General features: G+C 64.8%; 16 protein-coding genes and 1 tRNA gene. 8 read left to right on the top strand and 9 right to left on the bottom strand.

From position 1 onward, the window contains the following. The first annotated feature begins 11 nt into the window (after positions 1 to 11). Together ETD85_RS05680 and ETD85_RS05675 are read left to right on the top strand one after the other, a co-directional pair. Positions 12 to 941 (top strand): inorganic phosphate transporter, encoded by a 930-nt coding sequence (locus ETD85_RS05680; protein WP_138688536.1) that lies wholly within the window; start codon positions 12 to 14, stop codon positions 939 to 941. Further along, entirely contained in the window at positions 938 to 1,570 is a 633-nt protein-coding gene (locus ETD85_RS05675; protein ID WP_138688535.1) for a DUF47 domain-containing protein, read from the top strand. The genes ETD85_RS05680 and ETD85_RS05675 overlap by 4 nt, the downstream gene beginning before the upstream one ends. 782 nt (positions 1,571 to 2,352) lie before the next feature. Here ETD85_RS05675 and ETD85_RS64470 read toward each other — a convergent pair. Beyond that, positions 2,353 to 2,850: an integrase core domain-containing protein gene (locus tag ETD85_RS64470; protein WP_206058104.1), complete on the bottom strand. Its 498-nt coding sequence runs from the start codon at positions 2,848 to 2,850 to the stop codon at positions 2,353 to 2,355. A 379-nt stretch (positions 2,851 to 3,229) separates the two neighbouring features. Here ETD85_RS64470 and ETD85_RS64460 point away from each other — a divergent pair, with 379 nt between their 5' ends. Further along, positions 3,230 to 3,622 carry a hypothetical protein gene (locus ETD85_RS64460; RefSeq protein ID WP_206058103.1) on the top strand — a complete coding sequence of 131 codons (393 nt, stop codon included), beginning with the start codon at positions 3,230 to 3,232 and terminating at the stop codon, positions 3,620 to 3,622. Positions 3,623 to 3,987: 365 nt separating this feature from the next. Here the strand turns inward: ETD85_RS64460 and ETD85_RS05655 are convergent, their stop codons facing one another. After that, positions 3,988 to 4,713: a helix-turn-helix transcriptional regulator gene (locus ETD85_RS05655; RefSeq protein ID WP_240778981.1), complete on the bottom strand. Its 726-nt coding sequence runs from the start codon at positions 4,711 to 4,713 to the stop codon at positions 3,988 to 3,990. A gap of 76 nt (positions 4,714 to 4,789) precedes the next feature. Between ETD85_RS05655 and ETD85_RS05650 the strand changes: the two genes are divergently transcribed. Beyond that, positions 4,790 to 6,163 (top strand): DHA2 family efflux MFS transporter permease subunit, encoded by a 1,374-nt coding sequence (locus ETD85_RS05650; RefSeq protein WP_138688580.1) that lies wholly within the window; start codon positions 4,790 to 4,792, stop codon positions 6,161 to 6,163. Here ETD85_RS05650 and ETD85_RS64455 read toward each other — a convergent pair. Both ETD85_RS64455 and ETD85_RS62880 read right to left on the bottom strand, forming a co-directional pair. Next, positions 6,057 to 6,755, bottom strand: a complete 699-nt coding sequence (locus ETD85_RS64455) for a DUF6262 family protein (protein ID WP_206058102.1) — start codon at positions 6,753 to 6,755, stop codon at positions 6,057 to 6,059. The genes ETD85_RS05650 and ETD85_RS64455 overlap by 107 nt on opposite strands. A gap of 138 nt (positions 6,756 to 6,893) precedes the next feature. Then, positions 6,894 to 7,006 (bottom strand) — tRNA-Cys (locus ETD85_RS62880). Between the two features lie 147 nt (positions 7,007 to 7,153). On the opposite strand from ETD85_RS62880, the gene ETD85_RS05640 reads away from it, so the two are divergent. Continuing rightward, on the top strand, positions 7,154 to 7,726 hold the full coding sequence (locus ETD85_RS05640) for a Pycsar system effector family protein (protein WP_138688532.1): 573 nt from the start codon (positions 7,154 to 7,156) through the stop codon (positions 7,724 to 7,726). A gap of 39 nt (positions 7,727 to 7,765) precedes the next feature. Here the strand turns inward: ETD85_RS05640 and ETD85_RS05635 are convergent, their stop codons facing one another. The 4 genes from ETD85_RS05635 to ETD85_RS05620 are packed head-to-tail and all read right to left on the bottom strand — an operon-like array spanning position 7,766 to position 12,145. Further along, positions 7,766 to 8,536, bottom strand: coding sequence for a hypothetical protein (locus tag ETD85_RS05635; RefSeq protein WP_138688531.1), 771 nt, complete (start codon positions 8,534 to 8,536; stop codon positions 7,766 to 7,768). Positions 8,537 to 8,540: 4 nt separating this feature from the next. Continuing rightward, positions 8,541 to 10,628: a hypothetical protein gene (locus tag ETD85_RS05630; protein ID WP_138688530.1), complete on the bottom strand. Its 2,088-nt coding sequence runs from the start codon at positions 10,626 to 10,628 to the stop codon at positions 8,541 to 8,543. Further along, positions 10,625 to 11,383: a hypothetical protein gene (locus ETD85_RS05625; RefSeq protein ID WP_138688529.1), complete on the bottom strand. Its 759-nt coding sequence runs from the start codon at positions 11,381 to 11,383 to the stop codon at positions 10,625 to 10,627. The genes ETD85_RS05630 and ETD85_RS05625 overlap by 4 nt, the downstream gene beginning before the upstream one ends. Before the next feature lie 57 nt (positions 11,384 to 11,440). After that, complete coding sequence (locus tag ETD85_RS05620; RefSeq protein WP_240778979.1) at positions 11,441 to 12,145, bottom strand: Crp/Fnr family transcriptional regulator; 705 nt, start codon at positions 12,143 to 12,145, stop codon at positions 11,441 to 11,443. A 747-nt stretch (positions 12,146 to 12,892) separates the two neighbouring features. On the opposite strand from ETD85_RS05620, the gene ETD85_RS05615 reads away from it, so the two are divergent. After that, positions 12,893 to 14,029, top strand: coding sequence for an ATP-binding protein (locus ETD85_RS05615; protein WP_170246514.1), 1,137 nt, complete (start codon positions 12,893 to 12,895; stop codon positions 14,027 to 14,029). A 5-nt stretch (positions 14,030 to 14,034) separates the two neighbouring features. Continuing rightward, entirely contained in the window at positions 14,035 to 15,408 is a 1,374-nt protein-coding gene (locus ETD85_RS05610; RefSeq protein WP_138688526.1) for a DUF6414 family protein, read from the top strand. Between the two features lie 78 nt (positions 15,409 to 15,486). On the opposite strand, the gene ETD85_RS05605 is transcribed toward ETD85_RS05610, so the two are convergent. Beyond that, positions 15,487 to 15,939 carry a GntR family transcriptional regulator gene (locus tag ETD85_RS05605; RefSeq protein ID WP_170246513.1) on the bottom strand — a complete coding sequence of 151 codons (453 nt, stop codon included), beginning with the start codon at positions 15,937 to 15,939 and terminating at the stop codon, positions 15,487 to 15,489. 138 nt (positions 15,940 to 16,077) lie between these two features. Here ETD85_RS05605 and ETD85_RS05600 point away from each other — a divergent pair, with 138 nt between their 5' ends. Then, the gene (locus tag ETD85_RS05600; RefSeq protein ID WP_138688524.1) at positions 16,078 to 16,347 is read left to right on the top strand and encodes a hypothetical protein; all 270 of its coding nucleotides are present in this window, start codon (positions 16,078 to 16,080) and stop codon (positions 16,345 to 16,347) included. Positions 16,348 to 16,630 lie beyond the last annotated feature (283 nt).

Below are 16,630 nucleotides of genomic sequence, written 5' to 3'. Positions count from 1 at the left end.
GGCGGCCCGCCGTGCCCTTAGAAGTCCTGCTCGCGGCCGTCTTCGCCCTGGTCACGGGCATCAACGACGGCGGCACCCTGCTGGCCCCCGGCCACAAGCTGCCCACGGTACGGCCACGGACCGGCATCGCCGTGCTCGTCGCGATGAACGCGCTGGTCCCCCTGCTGACCCAGGAGGTGGCGCAGACGTTCACCCGGCGCCTGGCCACGCCGCAGGGCCCGCACGCCCGGCACGTCCTGGCGGTCGCGGTGATCGCGGCGCTGGTCGTCGTCCTCACCCTCGGTCATCTCGGCAAGCCCACCAGCCTCACGCTGGCCATCGTCGGCGGCCTCACCGGGGCCGGGATCGGCTGGGGGATGCCCGTGGCGGCCGGGCCGGTGGCGCTCGTGCTGGCGGTGGGGCTGGCCGCGCCGTTCGCCGGGGCGCTGGCGGCGCCCCTGGTGGCGCGGCTGCTGGGCGCCGTGACCGCGAGCCGGGGGCTGGCGCGCTGGCACTGGGCCGGGTTCGCCGTCCAGAGCCTGGCCTACGCCGCCAACGACGGCCAGAAGATGACGGCGGTCTTCATCCTCGCGCTGGGCGTCCCGGAGGCGCCGCTTCCCGTCACGCTGACGGCCGCGGCCCTGTTCGGCGTCGGAGCCCTGTACGGCCTGCCGAAGGCGGGCCGCACGCTGAGCATCGAGATCACCTCCGTCCGCCCCCTGTACGGCGTGGCCGCCCAGGCCGGCTCCGGACTCACCGTGATCGGCTGCGCCGCGGCCGGGATGCCGGTGAGCATGACCCAGGCGGTCGCGGGCGGGCTCATCGGGTCGGCGATGGCGGACGGCGGCGGCAGGGTGCGCTGGCACGCGGCCGTCAAGATCGTGCTGGCCTGGCTGCTGACGTTGCCGACGAGCGCCCTGCTCGCAGGGCTGGCCTCTTTCGGGCTGAGGATGGCCGTATGAGGCGGCTGAGCCGGTTCCGCGATCTGCTGGCCGGGCGCATGGACACCGCGCTGACGGAGGCCCTGGCCGGACAGCTCCAGGCGACCAGGGAGGGCGCCCGGCTCGCGCTGGCCATGGTGGCGGGCGAGGTCGATTACGCGGGGGCGCACGAGCGGATGCGGACAATCGAGCACCTCGGCGACACCCAGCGGGCCCGGCTGGTGGGCGAGCTGGAGTCCGTCCTGATCACCCCGATCGACCGGGAGGACCTGTTCCGGCTCTCGCGCGCCATCGACGACGTGCTCGACGCGCTGCGCGACTTCGTCAGGGGCGCCCACCTGTACCGGCTGCCCGGCCGGACCGGCTTCACCCCGCTGCTCGACCAGGTGCTCGCGGGCGTCGAGGCGTTGGACGAAGCGGTCCGCGCGCTGGCGTCGAAACCGTCGGCAGCCGTCGGGGACGCCCTGGCGGCCAAGAAGGCGGGCGGGGCGGTGCGCAGGATGTACCAGTACGAGATCGCCCGGATCTTCACCGGCGAGCTGACGGCGGACAAGATGAAGGAACGGGAGCTCGCCCGCCGCCTGGAGCTCGCCGGCACGGCCATCGCCGCCGCGGCCGACGCGGCGGCCGAGGGCGCGATGAAGCGCTGAACGCCGCGCCCGCCGGCCGGCTGACGGTACCGCCTAAGGGTTCTGGAAGGTGACCTCGGGGTCGGCAGGGGCCGGGGCTCGCCGTGCAGGTGCCGGTCGAAGAAGGCACGCACGTACGCCGTGGTGATCTCGCCCGACCGCTTTCCCGACAGGGGCGCGCTGGGGTCGGTGATCCCCACCTGCCCGCCCATGTCGGGAAGGTCGACGAAGGTGGGGTGGCCAGAGTCGTGCCTTGATGCTCGTCGGTTCGCAGACTCTGCGCCGGGAGCTCGAGGCGGTGCGTGAACGGGCTGTGACCGAGGATGCTTGTCTTCCCGCGGCGTTGCTGGGGGCAAGCGGAGGTGACCACAGGGCCCCGGTGACTTCTGGAGCCGGATCCTCTACAGAGCCGGCTCGTCAACGAAGCCCACTTCCTTGGCAGAAGTGACCAATCGGAGCCAAGGAACCCACGACCAGTGCAGCGTCGGCGATCGGCCGGTTGGAGGCCCAGCCGAGCATTCTCGGCCTGTCCTCCCATGTCCTGGTCATCGCCCAGCGCGCTGACGCCGAGCAGCGTCGATCCAGGTGGAGATGCCATGGATCTCACCCAGCAACGCCGTCCGCGATCGTGAGGCACTGCTGTGGAGCCGAGTGGCCAAGGTCGCTGAGGAGGGCGGGGAGGTGATCGCCGCGCTGGTGGGCGCCACCGACAGCAACCCGCGCAAGGGCTGCTCGGCCACCATGCAGGACGTGGAAGACGAGCTTCTCGACACTGCGCTTGCCGACAATTCCATCCACGCAGGTCAAGCCGCTTGTGAGTATTCGTGGAGGACGCCGCCGAGCCGGTCTCGTCGGCGGACGTTCAGGTCGATGATTCGCTCTGGGGCCGTGATCGGATCGGGGACGCTGCGCAGCGGGGCTGCTTGGTTCAGGGCTTGATGTGCTCGGTGCTGGTTGTAGAAGTGTTCGTACTCGCGCGGGGCGTGCCGCAGGTGGTGTTCGTTCCAGATCAGGCAGCGGTCGAGAAGCTCGTTGCGACAGGACTGCACCCACCGCTCCATGATCGAGTTCATTCCCGGCATCCGGATGCCGGTGAGCACCGTCTTGATGCTGGACTCGGCGAGCACCTCGTCCACGAAGGCAGGGAACTTCCCATCCCGATCGCGGAGCAGAAAGCGCGCCCGACAGCCCGCATCGTTCAGATCCATCACCAGATTCCTGATCGCTTGGATGACCCAGCTGGCGCTCGGGTGTGCGGTGGTGCCGAGCACACGGACCCGCCGAGTGGCGTGCTCGATCACCGCCAGGATGTACTGGCGTTGCCCCGTTGAGGGTGATGGTCTCGATGAAATCGCAGGCCAGGAGGGCGTCGGCTTGCGAGCGCAGGAAGTCGGCCCATGTGGTGGACGCCCGCTGGGGGGCCGGATCAAGGCCGGCCTGCTTGAGGATCTCCCACACCGTGGACGGCGCGACCTTGATACCGAGTGTGGCGAGCTCGCTATGCACCCGCCGATAGCCCCAGCTGGGGTTCTCGCGTACCAGGCGCAGGATGAGGGCGCGAACAGAGCGGACGGTGGGTGAGCGACCAGGCCGCTTCGGCCGACAGGTACGGGCATGGCGACGTCACATCAGATCGCGGTGCCAGCGGAGAACCGTGTCCGGACGGATGAGGAGCCGTAGTTGGCGCAGGACCTCGCGCGGCAGCGACGTCAGGAGCGCGGCAAGGAAGGCTCGGTCCTCCGGCGCGAATCGCACTCTGGTGTCGGCGCCGAGCTGGCGTTCAAGGACGGTGATCTGGTGACGCAGAGCAAGTATCTCCACGTCCTTGTCCCGATCGCGCATGGGCAGCAACCGCAAGAGACCCATGCCTGCGCTGGGACTGGGGACCGGTCGGCCGCGACCCTCGAACGCCTGCGCGTCGACCGGCAGCTCGAAGAAGCCCTCACCCACGGCCCCGATCCTCTCCACCTCGCCGCCGTCTTCGGCCTGGACCCCAAGACCGCCATCCGCTACGCCGAGAACGCCCGAGCCCTCCTCGCGGTCATGATCGAGGAACAAGACCCCGCCAGTTGAGACGAACTCAAGGGTCCAAACGGCCTATGAAAGCTGAAGACCCATGTTCATCCTGAAGACCCTTCAGTTCGCCTGAACTCTGGGATTTCTCAGGGGTCCAGTAGCAATGGAGCAGAATCCAACGAACCCGCGCCTGACCTGCATGGTGGGCTCGACGGCCTCAATGTGATGACCTGTGACTTCTTCGGCGCTCCTTGGCCCGGCGCTCGGGTCCGTGTCACCGGGGGCAAAGTAGGCCGTTGCCGCAGGCCATAGCGGGACCTGCATCTCAAGGGCAGTCCTCAGCCTGTGCCGGAGGCGAGATCATCGGCACTCCTGGCGTTGCCGGGGTCTTCTCCCCGGCCTAACGTGAGGGAGATCAAAGTTCAACGGCTGAGCAGGTAGCGCCGGGGCGTGGTGCCGACCGTGCGGCGGAAGGCCGCCAGGAACGCGCTCGCCGTGGCGTATCCCACGTCGTGCGCCACCCGGGACACCGGCTGCCCCTCGGCCAGCAGCGGCAGGGCGGCGCGTAGCCGTACCTGCGTGCGCCATTGGTCGAAGCTCATGCCCGTGTCGCGCGCGAACAGCCGCGTCAACGTCCGCCTGCTGACGCCGGCCGCACGGGCGTGAGCCTCCAGGCTGCGCGGGTCGGCCGGGTGCGCCAGCAGGGCGGCCGCCACTACCCGGACGCGCTCGTCGGTGGGCTGCGGCACGTCGATGGGCCGGGTGGGCAGCGGGCGCAGCAGGTCGGGCAGCACCGCCTCGGCGCGCAGCCGCACGTCGTCGGGGAGATCGGGGCGGCCCAGGTACCCGATCAGCTCGGCGAGCAAGCCGTCGACGCCGACCGCTGTCGGCTCGGGCCAGTCCAGCGGGCAGCGCTCCGGCGCCAGGTACAGGCTGCACAACACCGCGTCGCGGGTCGCACCGGTGGCATGGGTGACACCCGCGGGCAGCCACAGCGCCCTGGTGGGAGGTAGGACCCAGTACACCTCGCCCACGCCGACGCTCAGGACACCGCGCCGGGTCCAGGCGAGCTGGTGGTGGGTGTGGCTGTGCGGGGAGATCCACTCCCCCGAGGCGAGGGGGAAGTGGCCTACGGTGATCGCGCTCATGTCCTCCATTCGACATAGTCTGGCCTCATCGCGGATTGTGGCCAAATGCGGCGGATCATAGCGTCGTCGGGTGCCGATGATTGTGTTGTGTCTTGTTCAGTTCATGCTCGTGCTCGATGACACCGTCGTGAACGTGGCCCTGCCGAGCATCCGCGATGAGCTGGGCTTCAGCGCGTCCGGGTTGCCCTGGGTCGTCAATGCCTACTTCCTGGCCTTCGGCGGGCTGCTGCTGCTGTGCGGCCGGCTGGCTGATCTGCTCGGCCGGCGCCGCGTCTTCCTCATCGGGGTTGCGCTGTTCGGGGTGGCCAGCCTGGCCTGCGGGCTCGCGCAGGAGCCGTGGCAGCTCGTGATCGGGCGGTTCGTCCAGGGCGCGGGTTCCGCGATGGCCAGCCCGGCGGCGATGTCGATGATCACGTTGCTGTATCCGGGGCCGGAGGAGCGGGCCAAGGCGCTGGGCATCTGGGGTGGTGTCGCGGCCCTGGGCGGGACCTCGGGCCTGGTGCTGTCCGGGGCGCTGACCGATCTGGTGTCCTGGCGTGGGATCTTCCTGATCAACCTGCCCATCGTCGCCGTGGCCCTGGCGCTGCTCCCCCGGCTGGTCCCCGAGTCCCGCGCGCCCGGCCGGCGCCGCCTCGACGTTCCCGGCGCGGTCCTGGTCACCGGCGCCGCTGTGTCGCTGGTGTACGGGCTGCTGCGGGCCGGAGAGACCGGCTGGAGCGACCCGATCGTCATCGGCGCCGTCGTGCTGTCCGCGGCCTTGGCAGCGGCGTTCCTGGTGGCGGAATCGCGGGCGGCGGCACCGCTGGTGCCCGCATCGTTCCTGGCCTCGCGGACGCGGGCAGTCGCCAACGGGGCGACCCTGCTGTTCTCGATGGCGATGTACGCGATGTCGTTCCTGCTGATGATCCAGGTGCAGACCGTTCTGGGCTACAGCCCGCTCCTGGCCGGCATCGCCTACCTGCCCTACGGCGCCGGCATCCTGGCGGGCATGTGGCTGTCCTCCCGCATCTCTTCCAGGATCGGGACACGCTGGGCGCTCCTGCTGGCGTTCCTGGTCAACATCGTCGGCCTGCTGCTGCTGTCCGGCGTGGCGGCGGGCGACTCCTACGTCGCCCACGTCCTGCCCGGCATGCTCATACTGAGCGTGGGCAACGGGCTGAGCCTGCCCGTCATGGCGGTGGCCGCGGTCGACGGCACCACCGAGGAGGACGCCGGTCTCGGCTCGGCCCTGTTCACCTCCGTCCAGCAGATCGGCGGCGCCATCGGGGTGGCCGCGCTGGCCGTCATGGGCTACTCAGGCGGGCTCATGGCGGGCGCGGTCTGCGTGGCGCTCGGCGCCGTGATCATCGTCGTGTTGCTGCCATGGCATGCCGGCGGCCCGCAGCAGCCAGCTGGACATGGAGCCGGCGGCCAAAGCAAGCCGACAGCCGCTCCCAGCCTTCCGCATTGAGTGCGCGCTCTCGCCAGGAGGCTTCGATGGTAGCGTCGCCGCGTGCGCGGTCTTGGCTGCGCTGGTTGCCGGTGGTGGCGAGCGCGGTCTCCATGAGCGTTTTGGCGTCCGGGTTTTGATAGAGGAAGGATCGGGATACGTCAGCGCGGCGAGCAACGGCCGGGTAGGTGATGGGGGCGCGTTCGCGGTGCATGACCCGCAAGGCTTCCTCGATCGCCATCAGCTTGGTCTGGATGCGTTGCTGGCGGGCCTGGTTGGCGGCGAGGGTTCTCGTGCGGTGGTCATGGGGTGTCCTGTCGGGTGCCGATAGCGGCGAGGTCAGTGATGCGGAAGCCGGTGCTCCAGAGCCGCTGGGAGTAGTCCTGGGGGCGGCGCAGGTCGAGGGCCAGTGCCTCTTCGAGGAGGCCGAGCCGGCGAGGGAGTGACACTGATCGCGTTTGCGCTGCCAATAGAGCAGGTCAGCGCCGGTCATGACGAACTTGTCGCAGTTCTCGCAGTCGAGTTTCCAGGGGCAGGCGCCGCCGTCGACGACGACCTGGAAAGGGCAGGTGCCGCCATCGGTAGGGGTGCTGCGCCGGTTCAGATCGATCACGAGGGCCTGCGCTTCTTCGTGCGAGAGCGGGGTGACCCCGCGGGAGAGCAGTTCGCCTGGTTGGGCGGCGCCTGGCCCGGCCTCCAAGAAGGCAAGCAAAAAGCCAGGTCAGACGAATGTCTGACCTGGCTGTCGAAATGGTGCCCCCTGTAGGATTCGAACCTACGCACCCGGCTCCGGAGAGCATTGCAGGTTTGCTGGCGAGCATGCCCTTGACCAGTGATGACGCTCGAATGTCACTCGGCCAAGGCTATGGTTGGCCCACACGTGGCCCACGATCAGACAGAGAGCCTCCTATTGACGTGGTGTACAGCGGGCGCGAAGCGCATCACGGGCTTCAACCCATGGCGGTCGTGGAATGCTCTGCGTTGTGATCGCCCCCGGCCAGGAGGTTCGTCGTGTTCCACAAGATCGTACGATCCCTCACCCAAACTGCTGCAGACCAACGGCAGGCAGCCGAGGACGTTGCGTGCGCTTACGGAACACAGTTGCTCAGAGAGGCCCGCGAGGAGCTCAACCGGGCGGACACCAAAGCCCAGGTGCTCCTCGGCATCGTTGGCATCGGTCTCGGTGCCGTCACAGGCGGTCTGCTCGCGGGCAACTGGTCACCTTTTGCGATGTCGAATGCCGTCGAGTGGCTGTGGTGGGTAGGGGCAGCAGCAGCTTTGGCGTCCGTGGTGGTGCTCGCTGGCGCGGTCTATCCGCGATTGGATCGACGGAAGGGGAACGCCGCCGTCATGTACTACGCCGATGTCTTACGCCTCGACTCCACGGTGACCGTCACCAGCGCTCTGATGCGGTCCTCGGCACTGGACCTGGAGCGGGTTGCTGATCAGTTGTACCGGGTCAGCCGCATCGTCGGGCAGAAGTATCGCCTCATCCGCTGGGGGTTCTGGCTGCTCCTGAGTGGAATGACGGCCACGGTGAGCGCGGCGCTGATCAACGTCGTGCTCACCGGGTCTCCGCCGTGACCGCGCAGCCGTAGGTATGACGCCGCCCCGACAGGCAGGTCACACTCCGCCTACCAGCAGCGTGTCGTCCTCCAGCGGCGGAACGGGCAGGCCGAGAAGTTCCAGGGTCCTGCGGAGCACGGTTTCGTTTTTGACCATGAAGTTGAGCATGTCCACCGTCTCGTACCGCTGCATGATCGAGTCGACGGTGCCGAGCAGTTGTTGTGCTCCCTGCTGGCGCTGCTCGACGAGTTCCGCGATGATCTGCGGTAGTTGCTCCGGGGAAACAGCCAATTTGATCGCGTGCTCCACTTGAGCGCTTCCCACCACGGTGGTGAGGAAGCCCTGCCACTCCTGCCGGACCTCGTCGGTGCTTTTGATCTGGAGCAGCGCGGCGGCGGCGTCGGCTCTGATGTCATGCTGCTTTCTGTGGGCATCCCGGTTGAGTTGGCGTATCTCCTCAGGAACGTTGACCTCGGCTCTGACCGCCCACCGGTAGACACCCGTCATCGAGCCTGAGATCGCTTGGAGTCTCTCGTTCGTGGCCTGCTCCGCCGCGCCCGGCGCGGTGATCTCGAACTGTCGGGTGGTCGTGCGTACCTCCTGACACGCGCGCTGGAGGACCGCCTCCGCTTCCGGCACTTCATCGCTGAGGAGGGCTCGGGCCCGTTTCCCGCCCGAGGTCGCGGTTCGGAACAGGGTGACGGAGAAGTCGTAAGCATCGCCCTTGGCGGGCGAGGCCAGAATGAACGGCTCGATGTCGACGGGCGGTTCGGCCTCGGGCTGGTTCTGCTGGATGCCGTAGAGCATGGGTGCCAGCCATTTGCGCATGAGATCAGCTCCTGTGAACGAGTTGACGCAGGTGATGGTGCAGTTCGGCGGAGATCTCGCCGTGGTGCCGCCAGAGCCGGAGGTAGAGCAGGGCCCGCTCGGCGTTCCGCACATCGGTCAGGCTGAAGATCTGGTCCGTGATCTCCCGTACGGTGGGCCGTTCGTCGTAATGGCGCAGCCACTCGTTCAGCAGCAGATCCCAGGACTCGGGGACGACCAGGCTCCCCTCGTCCTCGTAGCTGAGCGCGTTGCGCCAGAGCATCACCAGGGAGGGATGGGGATCGAGCTCACTCGGATGCGGCCGATCGGGGCTCGAGACGGGAAGCGCGGCCAGCCGTCCGAAGGCGAGGGCGGCGCCGCGACGACCGGCCGCTCCTCCATCACTGACCCAGTCAGCGAGGTGGTTCATGATGGTGGGCACGGTGTCCCTGCGATAGAGGTAGGCGATGGACTGGGCTACGTCGTGGTGGAACTTGGTGCCCCTGGTCAGGACCAGGGTCCTGAACGCGGCGAGGGCTTGGTCGGGTGCGGAGAGGCCGACGGACGAGGCGTAGGCGCGGATCGCGATCGCTTTCTTCGCGTCGTTGCCATGGATCATCGAATCGAGATGGAGGTGGACGCGGCGGGTCATCGATGGGTCCTCGGCGGCGGCTTCCAGCGCCAGGGCTGCGAGTTGATGGTCACGGGACCGGCGGGAGCGGCTCCACACGTCCAGGAACCGCTCGTTCACGAGGGCGAAGTCGAAGGTCGCGAGCTTTCCGACCGCGTGCCCGACCTTGATTCTTGTATGCCAGGATCCCTCGCCGCCGAGCCAGATCAGCCAGTCGACTAGCGAGTCGCGGATGGTCGGCTGGTCCTCCCAGATCACGCGCAGCATGACGGCCGCTAGTTCGGGGCGTCTCAGCCTGATGCTTCGCCCTCCGCCGGGCCCGGCGGGTGTGGCCTCGGCATCCACGTACTTCAGCCAGGCCGGCAGGTTCTCCCAGAGCTGGACCGATTTCGGCGAATGATCACGACGCCACTTCTCGTCGAGCCGTTCGGCCAGGGCCAGGGCCGCGCCGGAGATTTCCGCCTCGGGCAGTCCGTGCAGTACGGCGATGCTGGTCATGAAGCACCGGCCCAGAGTCGGCCTGCGCTTGTCGAGGTTTTCGCCCACCTTCGCGCGCATTCGATGGAATCGCCGGTTTAGCATGGTTTCTATGGGGCTGCCGGACTCCATCGTGGCGGCCACCTGCCTGACCAGTTCGACCACTTGCCAGGGCGCGGAGAGGGCGCGGAGTTCCTCGTCCAGAATCCGCTGATCGTCTGCGGCAAGCCGTGCGCCCGATGCCTGAACGGACAGATGCTTGGCGAAGATCCGGCGGTTCGGCGGTGGGTCGTGCTCGATCACGGGCGCGATGGAGGACTGGACGTGCTCCGGCACCAGGACGATCACCCTGCAGTCCGCGTTGACGCCGGCACGTTTGAGACTCGTGGTCACCCTGCCCACGGCATTGGGTGTATCGACCAGGTCCAGCAAATAGCCGTGACCCGATTCCAGTTTCCAGTCGCGGGGGTTCGGCGTGCTCGCTCCGTGCGGCATGATCCAGCTCACCCTGCCACCCCAGTCGAGCAGCGCCGCCAGGGCCGTTGTCGCCTTTCCCGTCTCTGCCGCTCCACCGAGCAAGACCAGGCGCCGGCTGTCGAGCAGCCTGCGTATTTCGGTTTGTGACTGGGTCGGTACCAGCGTTCGCCGTAGGTCTTCGATCTCGGTTTCCGTCAGTTCGTTGATGGTCGCTGTCGGTTGTGGCCGCCCCTGGCCTACGTGGATGTCGCCCTGGGCGAACCAGATGTTTCCCTTCTTGACTCGGTTGCTCACGCGGCCGCTCAGGTCCCGGGTACCGGGGCTGGGCAGTTCGTCGCTGTACAGGTCGTCCAAGCTCTGCCGGCGTTCCTGCCACTCCTGCCGGGAAACGGTCATTTCAGAACGGATTGATCGGTTGTCGGGTTCCTGGAATGTCTCGTCCTCCTCCTCGGGCGCGGCTTCCTCGACCAGCGGTTCTTCCGGCTGCGGGACCTCGGGGCCCGATGCCCCGGGCGGGGACTCGCTCATTTCTTCCTCCGCTTCGAGTCACGAGTGACGTTGATGTCCCCTTGCGCGAAGAGAATGTCGCCTCTCTTGACCTGGTTCGTGATCGGCCCGCTCCTCGGCGACGGTGGTGACGGAGCGTCCTTTCTGGACGACGAGGGCTCCGGACCTTCCATGTCGTGGACGTCGAAGTGCGGCACGTACAGGTAGGCCGGATATTCCTGCCTCTTCTCCGCTACCGCGACCTCCAGGAACTCCGACGGTCTCGGCCGTCCCGGCCCCTGCGACACGTAGTCGCGGAACACCTCCCGCGAGATGATCAGCGCCAGGTCGGCGTCACGGAAGGTGTCGAGCGCGGCCCGTATCGGCGCCGAATCACGCAACCTCGCGGGCTGCACCGCATGCTGCCCAGGCCATCCGGCCGCGCCGTCCAACTGCAGCGGTCCGACGTGGACAGCCAGCCGTACTCTCATTCGGGCCCAGGTGGGATCGCCGCGTCGGCTGTTGTGCGCCGCAATGGCCATGTCCAACTCGGTCAAGAACTGGTCGAGAAGAAGAGGAATCGTGACGAGAGGGCCCGGCTCGGCGGGAAGGACAGCGGTCAGCGAATCACCGCCCACCTGGCACGACCACGACTCCCGGTCCAGTCCAACACAGCCCGCCGCCGTCTCGATGGCGCCGATCAGGCCGGATTGGAGGGTGCGCTGCTGGGCGTCGGTGCGGCCGCCGTAGTTCTCGATGTCGGCTGTGAGTAGAACGCGGTACTCGTGCGTGACCATGGCATCTCCAATGAGCGGGTGAGCTCAACGGTGAGGCACGATCCGACAGGAGAAGCCTTACAAATATGGCTTGGCGAGGAACGCGAGGTCGGCGAGCGCAGTCAACGCTGCCAGGTCCTTCACCACCACGTCACGGTGCCCTCGTCGGATAACCCCCTCCGCGGCCAGTTCACGCAGCGCCTTCTGCGTCGTGATCTCCTTGGCGCCCACCAGCATGCCAAGCTCGGCTCTCGTGAGCGGGACTCCGATGCTCACACCGTCCTCCGTGGTGCGGCCGTGCCGCGAGATTAACGCGATCAGCACGCGTGCCAGGCAGATTTTCGTTTCGTAGCCGGCGAAGTCGAGGCGCCGCTGATTGGCCCAACGCAGCCGCTCGGCCACGACCTGCGTCAGCGCCAGTGCCGCGGCCGGGCGGCTGGTCACGAAAGAGCGGAACACCGGGCCCTTGACCTGTTGGCAGACCGCGCGCCCGCAGGTGGTTACGGTCGCCGACCGTGGCGACCCGTCCATGGCGGCCATATCGCCCACGATGTCGCCCGACACCCGGATTGCCAGGGTCGCCTCCACACCGTTCTCAACACCCCCGGTCACCTTGACCAGCGCGTCCAACAGGATCCAAACCGATGTGCCGCGATCTCCCTGGCTAATCAGCACGTGCCCGGGCGGGAACGAGCGCAAGGTCCCAAGCCCAAGAAGCTCCGAGCGCAGCTCGTCCCGCAGACGGTGCATGAAGGTGCCGGTCGGCCATCGGTTGGGTGCCAAATTTCCTCCAGCAGGCGATGTCTCACACATATGCCAGCAGGGCTATCTCGGCAAGGGAGTCATACGTTCGCGGACGTTCGGCCCCATCGGTGGGGCCTTCGCACCGATGGTTCACAAACCTGTGAGCGTCAACGAGAACAGGCGGGACTCCGTGAAAGGCCAACCCATGTGTGCGGTGTTCCTCCAGGTCAGCGATTAGGAACCACCGGTCAAGATCGTGTGCCCTCTTTAGGATTCGAACCTACCCACCAGGCTCCGGAGGGGGCTGCCGATTACCCGCGCATAGGCCAATTGACCAGGTAATACGTGGGAAACGCACCGTTGACCCCACACTCCTGGTCCACAACTGGTCCATGGGCACACCGCGACTCGCATGACGCCTTGCTGAACTGACAGTCGGTCATGCACGTGCCACCTTCATGCACGTGCCACCTTGGGGAAGGTGGCGGCGCACGCCACGTCGCTGGGGCCGCTCCTGCCTCGCTGCGTGACGCCACTGTGAGTGCTGGGCGCATAGAAGTGAGATTTGTCGGATTTGGTCCGGGCTGCGGAGGCTGAGGGGTTGCCCAGCTTCGGTACGGCTCATGTCATTCCAGTTCTCCAACTCCGACGGGATCACTTCGGGAGGACCACCATCATTGGAGCTCGAAACCGTAGGATGCTTGAGTGGTGTCGGAAGAGGACTTCAGCGGGTGGGGCAGGCTAGCCCGCGTACGCCGAGTTGTCGGCAATGGATGCCGAGTCTACTTGGATATCCCCACAGGTCAGACTGGTTGGATCGATACAAGTGAACCTGTTGATTTCAAGCCGGGAGATACGGTCCTTCTTGGAACCAATCGCGAAATTGAGCTAGCTCCAGAAGAAGTATGGTCTGAAGATCCATGGGTTGCTGTAGTGCGGATCAAAAATCCAGATAAAACGGTGGTGGAGTCCGGCGGAAGCGCAAAAGTAATCCCTACCCGAAGCGATATAGAGTATCATCCAGGAAACACAGTCGAGGCTACAGCGGCAGGCGTGCAGTCGGTCTTGTCGGAACGACCAATAAAGCTTTTCGACTTGCCAGAAGTGGACGACTCGTCCATAGAGCCCTACATCTATGATGTCTCAAAAATCAAGGAAAATTACAGCGATTTCGCTGGACTGCATGAAGTTATCGCTCGAGCGAAACGCCTCATAGAGATTCCGCTCCGACACGCAGACGAGCTAGCCGAGATCGGAGCTAGAAGAGTAAAGGGTGTCCTATTCACCGGGGCGCCTGGTACTGGAAAGACAATGCTTGCGCGAATTATCGCGCGCGAGAGCGGTGCTACCTTCTATCAGATTAGTGGACCTGAAGTCGTCAGCAAGTGGCACGGCCAAACTGAAGAGATTTTGCGTCGACTATTCGCGCACGCGGAGAGCCGTGAACGCGCGATTATATTTTTCGACGAGATCGACAGTATTGCTTCGCAGCGAGATGAAGATGCGCACGAAGCCTCCAAACGGACCGTCGCTCAACTTCTCACGTTGATGGATGGTTTCAACGCAAGCAACGTCATGGTGATCGCGACTACTAACCGACCACAGGATATCGATCGTGCTTTGTTGAGGCCCGGTCGCTTTGACTGGGAGATCACTTTCCCACTTCCTGATCGCGGTGATCGCGAGGCTATTCTTCGAACTGGTGCGCAACGAGTAGAAACGTACGGCGTTCTTCCTATTAGGGAGATTGCCGATAGAAGTGACTCATGGTCGCCAGCCGAACTGATGCTGATATGGGCGGAGGCGGCCTTGCTCGCCGTGACCGATGGTCGCCGTGTGATCATGTGGGAAGATTGTGTTGGAGGCTTTGAGCGCGCATCGACCCAAAGAGCTAGGCCGATCGATGTTTCTCCATCCAACTAAGGTGCATGATGATCTTCAGAAGAGCCCTAGCCAGGTATAAGCGTCGCAAGCGCATCAAGAACGCAAGGGCAGCGAAGGCGCCGCTGCGCGAATTTGTATATTTGGATGAGGTGAGTGTTTACAGCCTTCTAGCGTCTCGACAGGGCGCCCTTGCGTCGGAATACACTGAGAATCAGTCAACCACTAGTACGGCGGAGATCGGCTCCGCTGTAGGAGCAACCGCGGGCGTGCTGAAGGGTGACTTGAATTCCAAGATGTCAAGTGCTCAAACTAGAAGTTCCCAAGTTCTAAAAAAATCCACCATCCAATCCGCCTTCAAAGAACTGCATGATTGCGAAGAAGGTAGATTGGCGATCCGCCCTATTGACTCCAAAGATGCGGCTCCCAGGATTGAGTCATGGATAGATTTCCAGAACTCATCAACGCAGGCTATATTCGATCGATGGGTGATTCAGCCGTCCAAGATTCGGCGAGGCCATTTGATGGAGCTTGAGGTCGAGGTAGGCGTACATGATGTATTCAAGGTTACATCGATTATCGCCGCACTCGGCGGAATTATTGAAGATAGCTCTGGGGTAATAGCACTGCCAGGCCAAGATAAGTTCGGGCAAGCAATGGCGATCAACCGAATCTTCGAGAGGCTCATGGTTGGGCTGGTTCCAATTGAGTGCAAGCTGGTTGAATATAGGTCAGTGACGCTCAGAGGCCGCGAATACCTTATACATACGCGCCTACTGGAGAAACTTCCTGCTGCGGAATGTGAAGTCAAAGATGTATTTGTCGTCGGTGTGACGGAACAGCGTCTTTACTGGAAAGATCTTCGGAGAGTGCTTTTTTCTGGGGCGCGCTTTCGCATCATGTGCAGATCGAACGACCAGGGCCTCAAGGATGATTGGGTCCCTGTCAAACTCACCGATTTGCTGAAAGACCTTACGCCTGGACTCGATACGCAGATAGCGCAATTCGGTCAGATGGCCTTCGTGAAAGCGCGGTCGCCAGAGCCGTCAGTAGCTCCTGCGGATGCCGGTATGGTGCGAGCGTTGATAGCGTACGGAAACCTTCTCGCTGCACATGGTGATGTCTTGCTGAATCCCGACCAGAAGGCTCTTCTTACTGCGCTTGCTCAAAGTCAAAGTGAAGCAGGCCGCGACTTCGAAAGTCGAAAGGCTGCCTTCAGCGAGGTTGCCAAGGTCGTGAAAGAATGGGCTGATATCGAGATAGACCCCGTGTTCGCCGCTCAATCTCGAGTCGACGCGCTTGCTGCGTCAGGTGTTGACTTCGATGGCGACGTTGCAGAACGGGACAATGTTGATGATGTGCTTCCAAGCCCTGAGCCTCGCCGCGTACTGGACGCAGAGATCGTCGCTCTTTACTGGTGAAATTCAAGCGTGAAGGAGGTTGCTAGAAGCACCTTCTTCAACCTCGCCATGTTCCCAGCCTCTCCGCACTGCTGTGAATCATTTGTTCTCAGGTGGATCGATGACGAGTTCTACCTGATCTCCTCGGAGCACTTTGCGATGCTTGCGCGCTCCCGGGAAGATTTCGAAGACCGGTACACCCTCGGGTATTCCACCAAACTCCCGCAATTCTACGGACGTGGCCAAGTCTCGTCGCTCATCTGGGGTCGGCATACGAGCGATCACGCGCGCTCCAGGTGGAACGTGATGCGCCTCGCGCGTCACCTCAGCGGCCACCATCGACCCCCGCTTGCGGACGGTAGTGATCTTTCCTTCGGCTCGAAGGTAGGCCAAGGCTTCTCGAACAGTGTCCCTGCCGACTTCGTACATCTGTGCCAGTTGGGCCTCTGAGGGCAACCACGCTCCTGGGCGGTAGCGGCCGGCGGTGATGTCGTCGCGGATCGCGTTGGCGACCTGCCGATACACCGGCACCCCAGAGCTGTAGTCGATCACAGCACACAAGTGTCACGCGGCTATGTTGCCATGAGCCTTGTGGCCATGAGGCCCTAGGGTTAACGTGGGCAAACGTCATCCAGGGCAGATTTTTGGCTGACATCCCTGTCCAAGGCAACACGGGGAGATCAATCCCGCATGACTTCCATCTTCGGCGTCTCGCCGCACGACCTGCGCGGCGCGTTCAGACGCTTCTACGTGTGGCGCGACCAGCTCGGCGTCTGGCGGGCGAGGCCGCTGCCCAAGCTGACCGCCGACGAGATCGCCTATGGCGTCAAGCTGCAGCTCGAAGCCGAAACGCTGCTAGAACTCGCCTTCGCCTGCGCATGGCAGCGATGCCGCCGCAACGTCTTCCGCTACCTCCAGGAGTACGCCGAAGAAGTACCGAGCGGCCATGTCGGCCCCTGACCTGCCGGTACTCCAGTGGGAACCTTATCTGCGCCCCCGGAAGGACCACCTTCGAATCACTGAGACGTCGTGCTGCGGCGTGTACGAGTGGGCGAGCCAGGGTGGGCAGTTCTTGCTTCTCCGGGCTGCAGAGGCCGGGGGCTATGAGGAGGCTGGCAGGGGAGGCTACAAGCACGCGCGTGAGCGCTGGACGATGCTCATCGTGGAGTTCGAGAAGGACCATGTGTGTAGAGATCCGTACGCTGCCGACATCGACGCCGGGTGGCGCGGTGACACGAGGCCG

Origin of the sequence: Nonomuraea zeae (assembly GCF_005889725.1) — a bacterium.
Lineage (GTDB): Bacteria > Actinomycetota > Actinomycetes > Streptosporangiales > Streptosporangiaceae > Nonomuraea > Nonomuraea zeae.
This window is presented reverse-complemented; position numbering and strand designations above follow the sequence as displayed.

Coding starts and splice junctions, on each gene's coding strand:
- ETD85_RS05625 (WP_138688529.1), bottom strand. CDS start 11,383: ATGGTCACGCACGAGTACCGCGTTCTACTCACAGCCGACATCGAGAAC.
- ETD85_RS05655 (WP_240778981.1), bottom strand. CDS start 4,713: ATGAGCGCGATCACCGTAGGCCACTTCCCCCTCGCCTCGGGGGAGTGG.
- ETD85_RS05650 (WP_138688580.1), top strand. CDS start 4,790: ATGATTGTGTTGTGTCTTGTTCAGTTCATGCTCGTGCTCGATGACACC.
- ETD85_RS05610 (WP_138688526.1), top strand. CDS start 14,035: ATGATGATCTTCAGAAGAGCCCTAGCCAGGTATAAGCGTCGCAAGCGC.
- ETD85_RS05635 (WP_138688531.1), bottom strand. CDS start 8,536: ATGCGCAAATGGCTGGCACCCATGCTCTACGGCATCCAGCAGAACCAG.
- ETD85_RS05675 (WP_138688535.1), top strand. CDS start 938: ATGAGGCGGCTGAGCCGGTTCCGCGATCTGCTGGCCGGGCGCATGGAC.
- ETD85_RS05600 (WP_138688524.1), top strand. CDS start 16,078: ATGACTTCCATCTTCGGCGTCTCGCCGCACGACCTGCGCGGCGCGTTC.
- ETD85_RS05630 (WP_138688530.1), bottom strand. CDS start 10,628: ATGAGCGAGTCCCCGCCCGGGGCATCGGGCCCCGAGGTCCCGCAGCCG.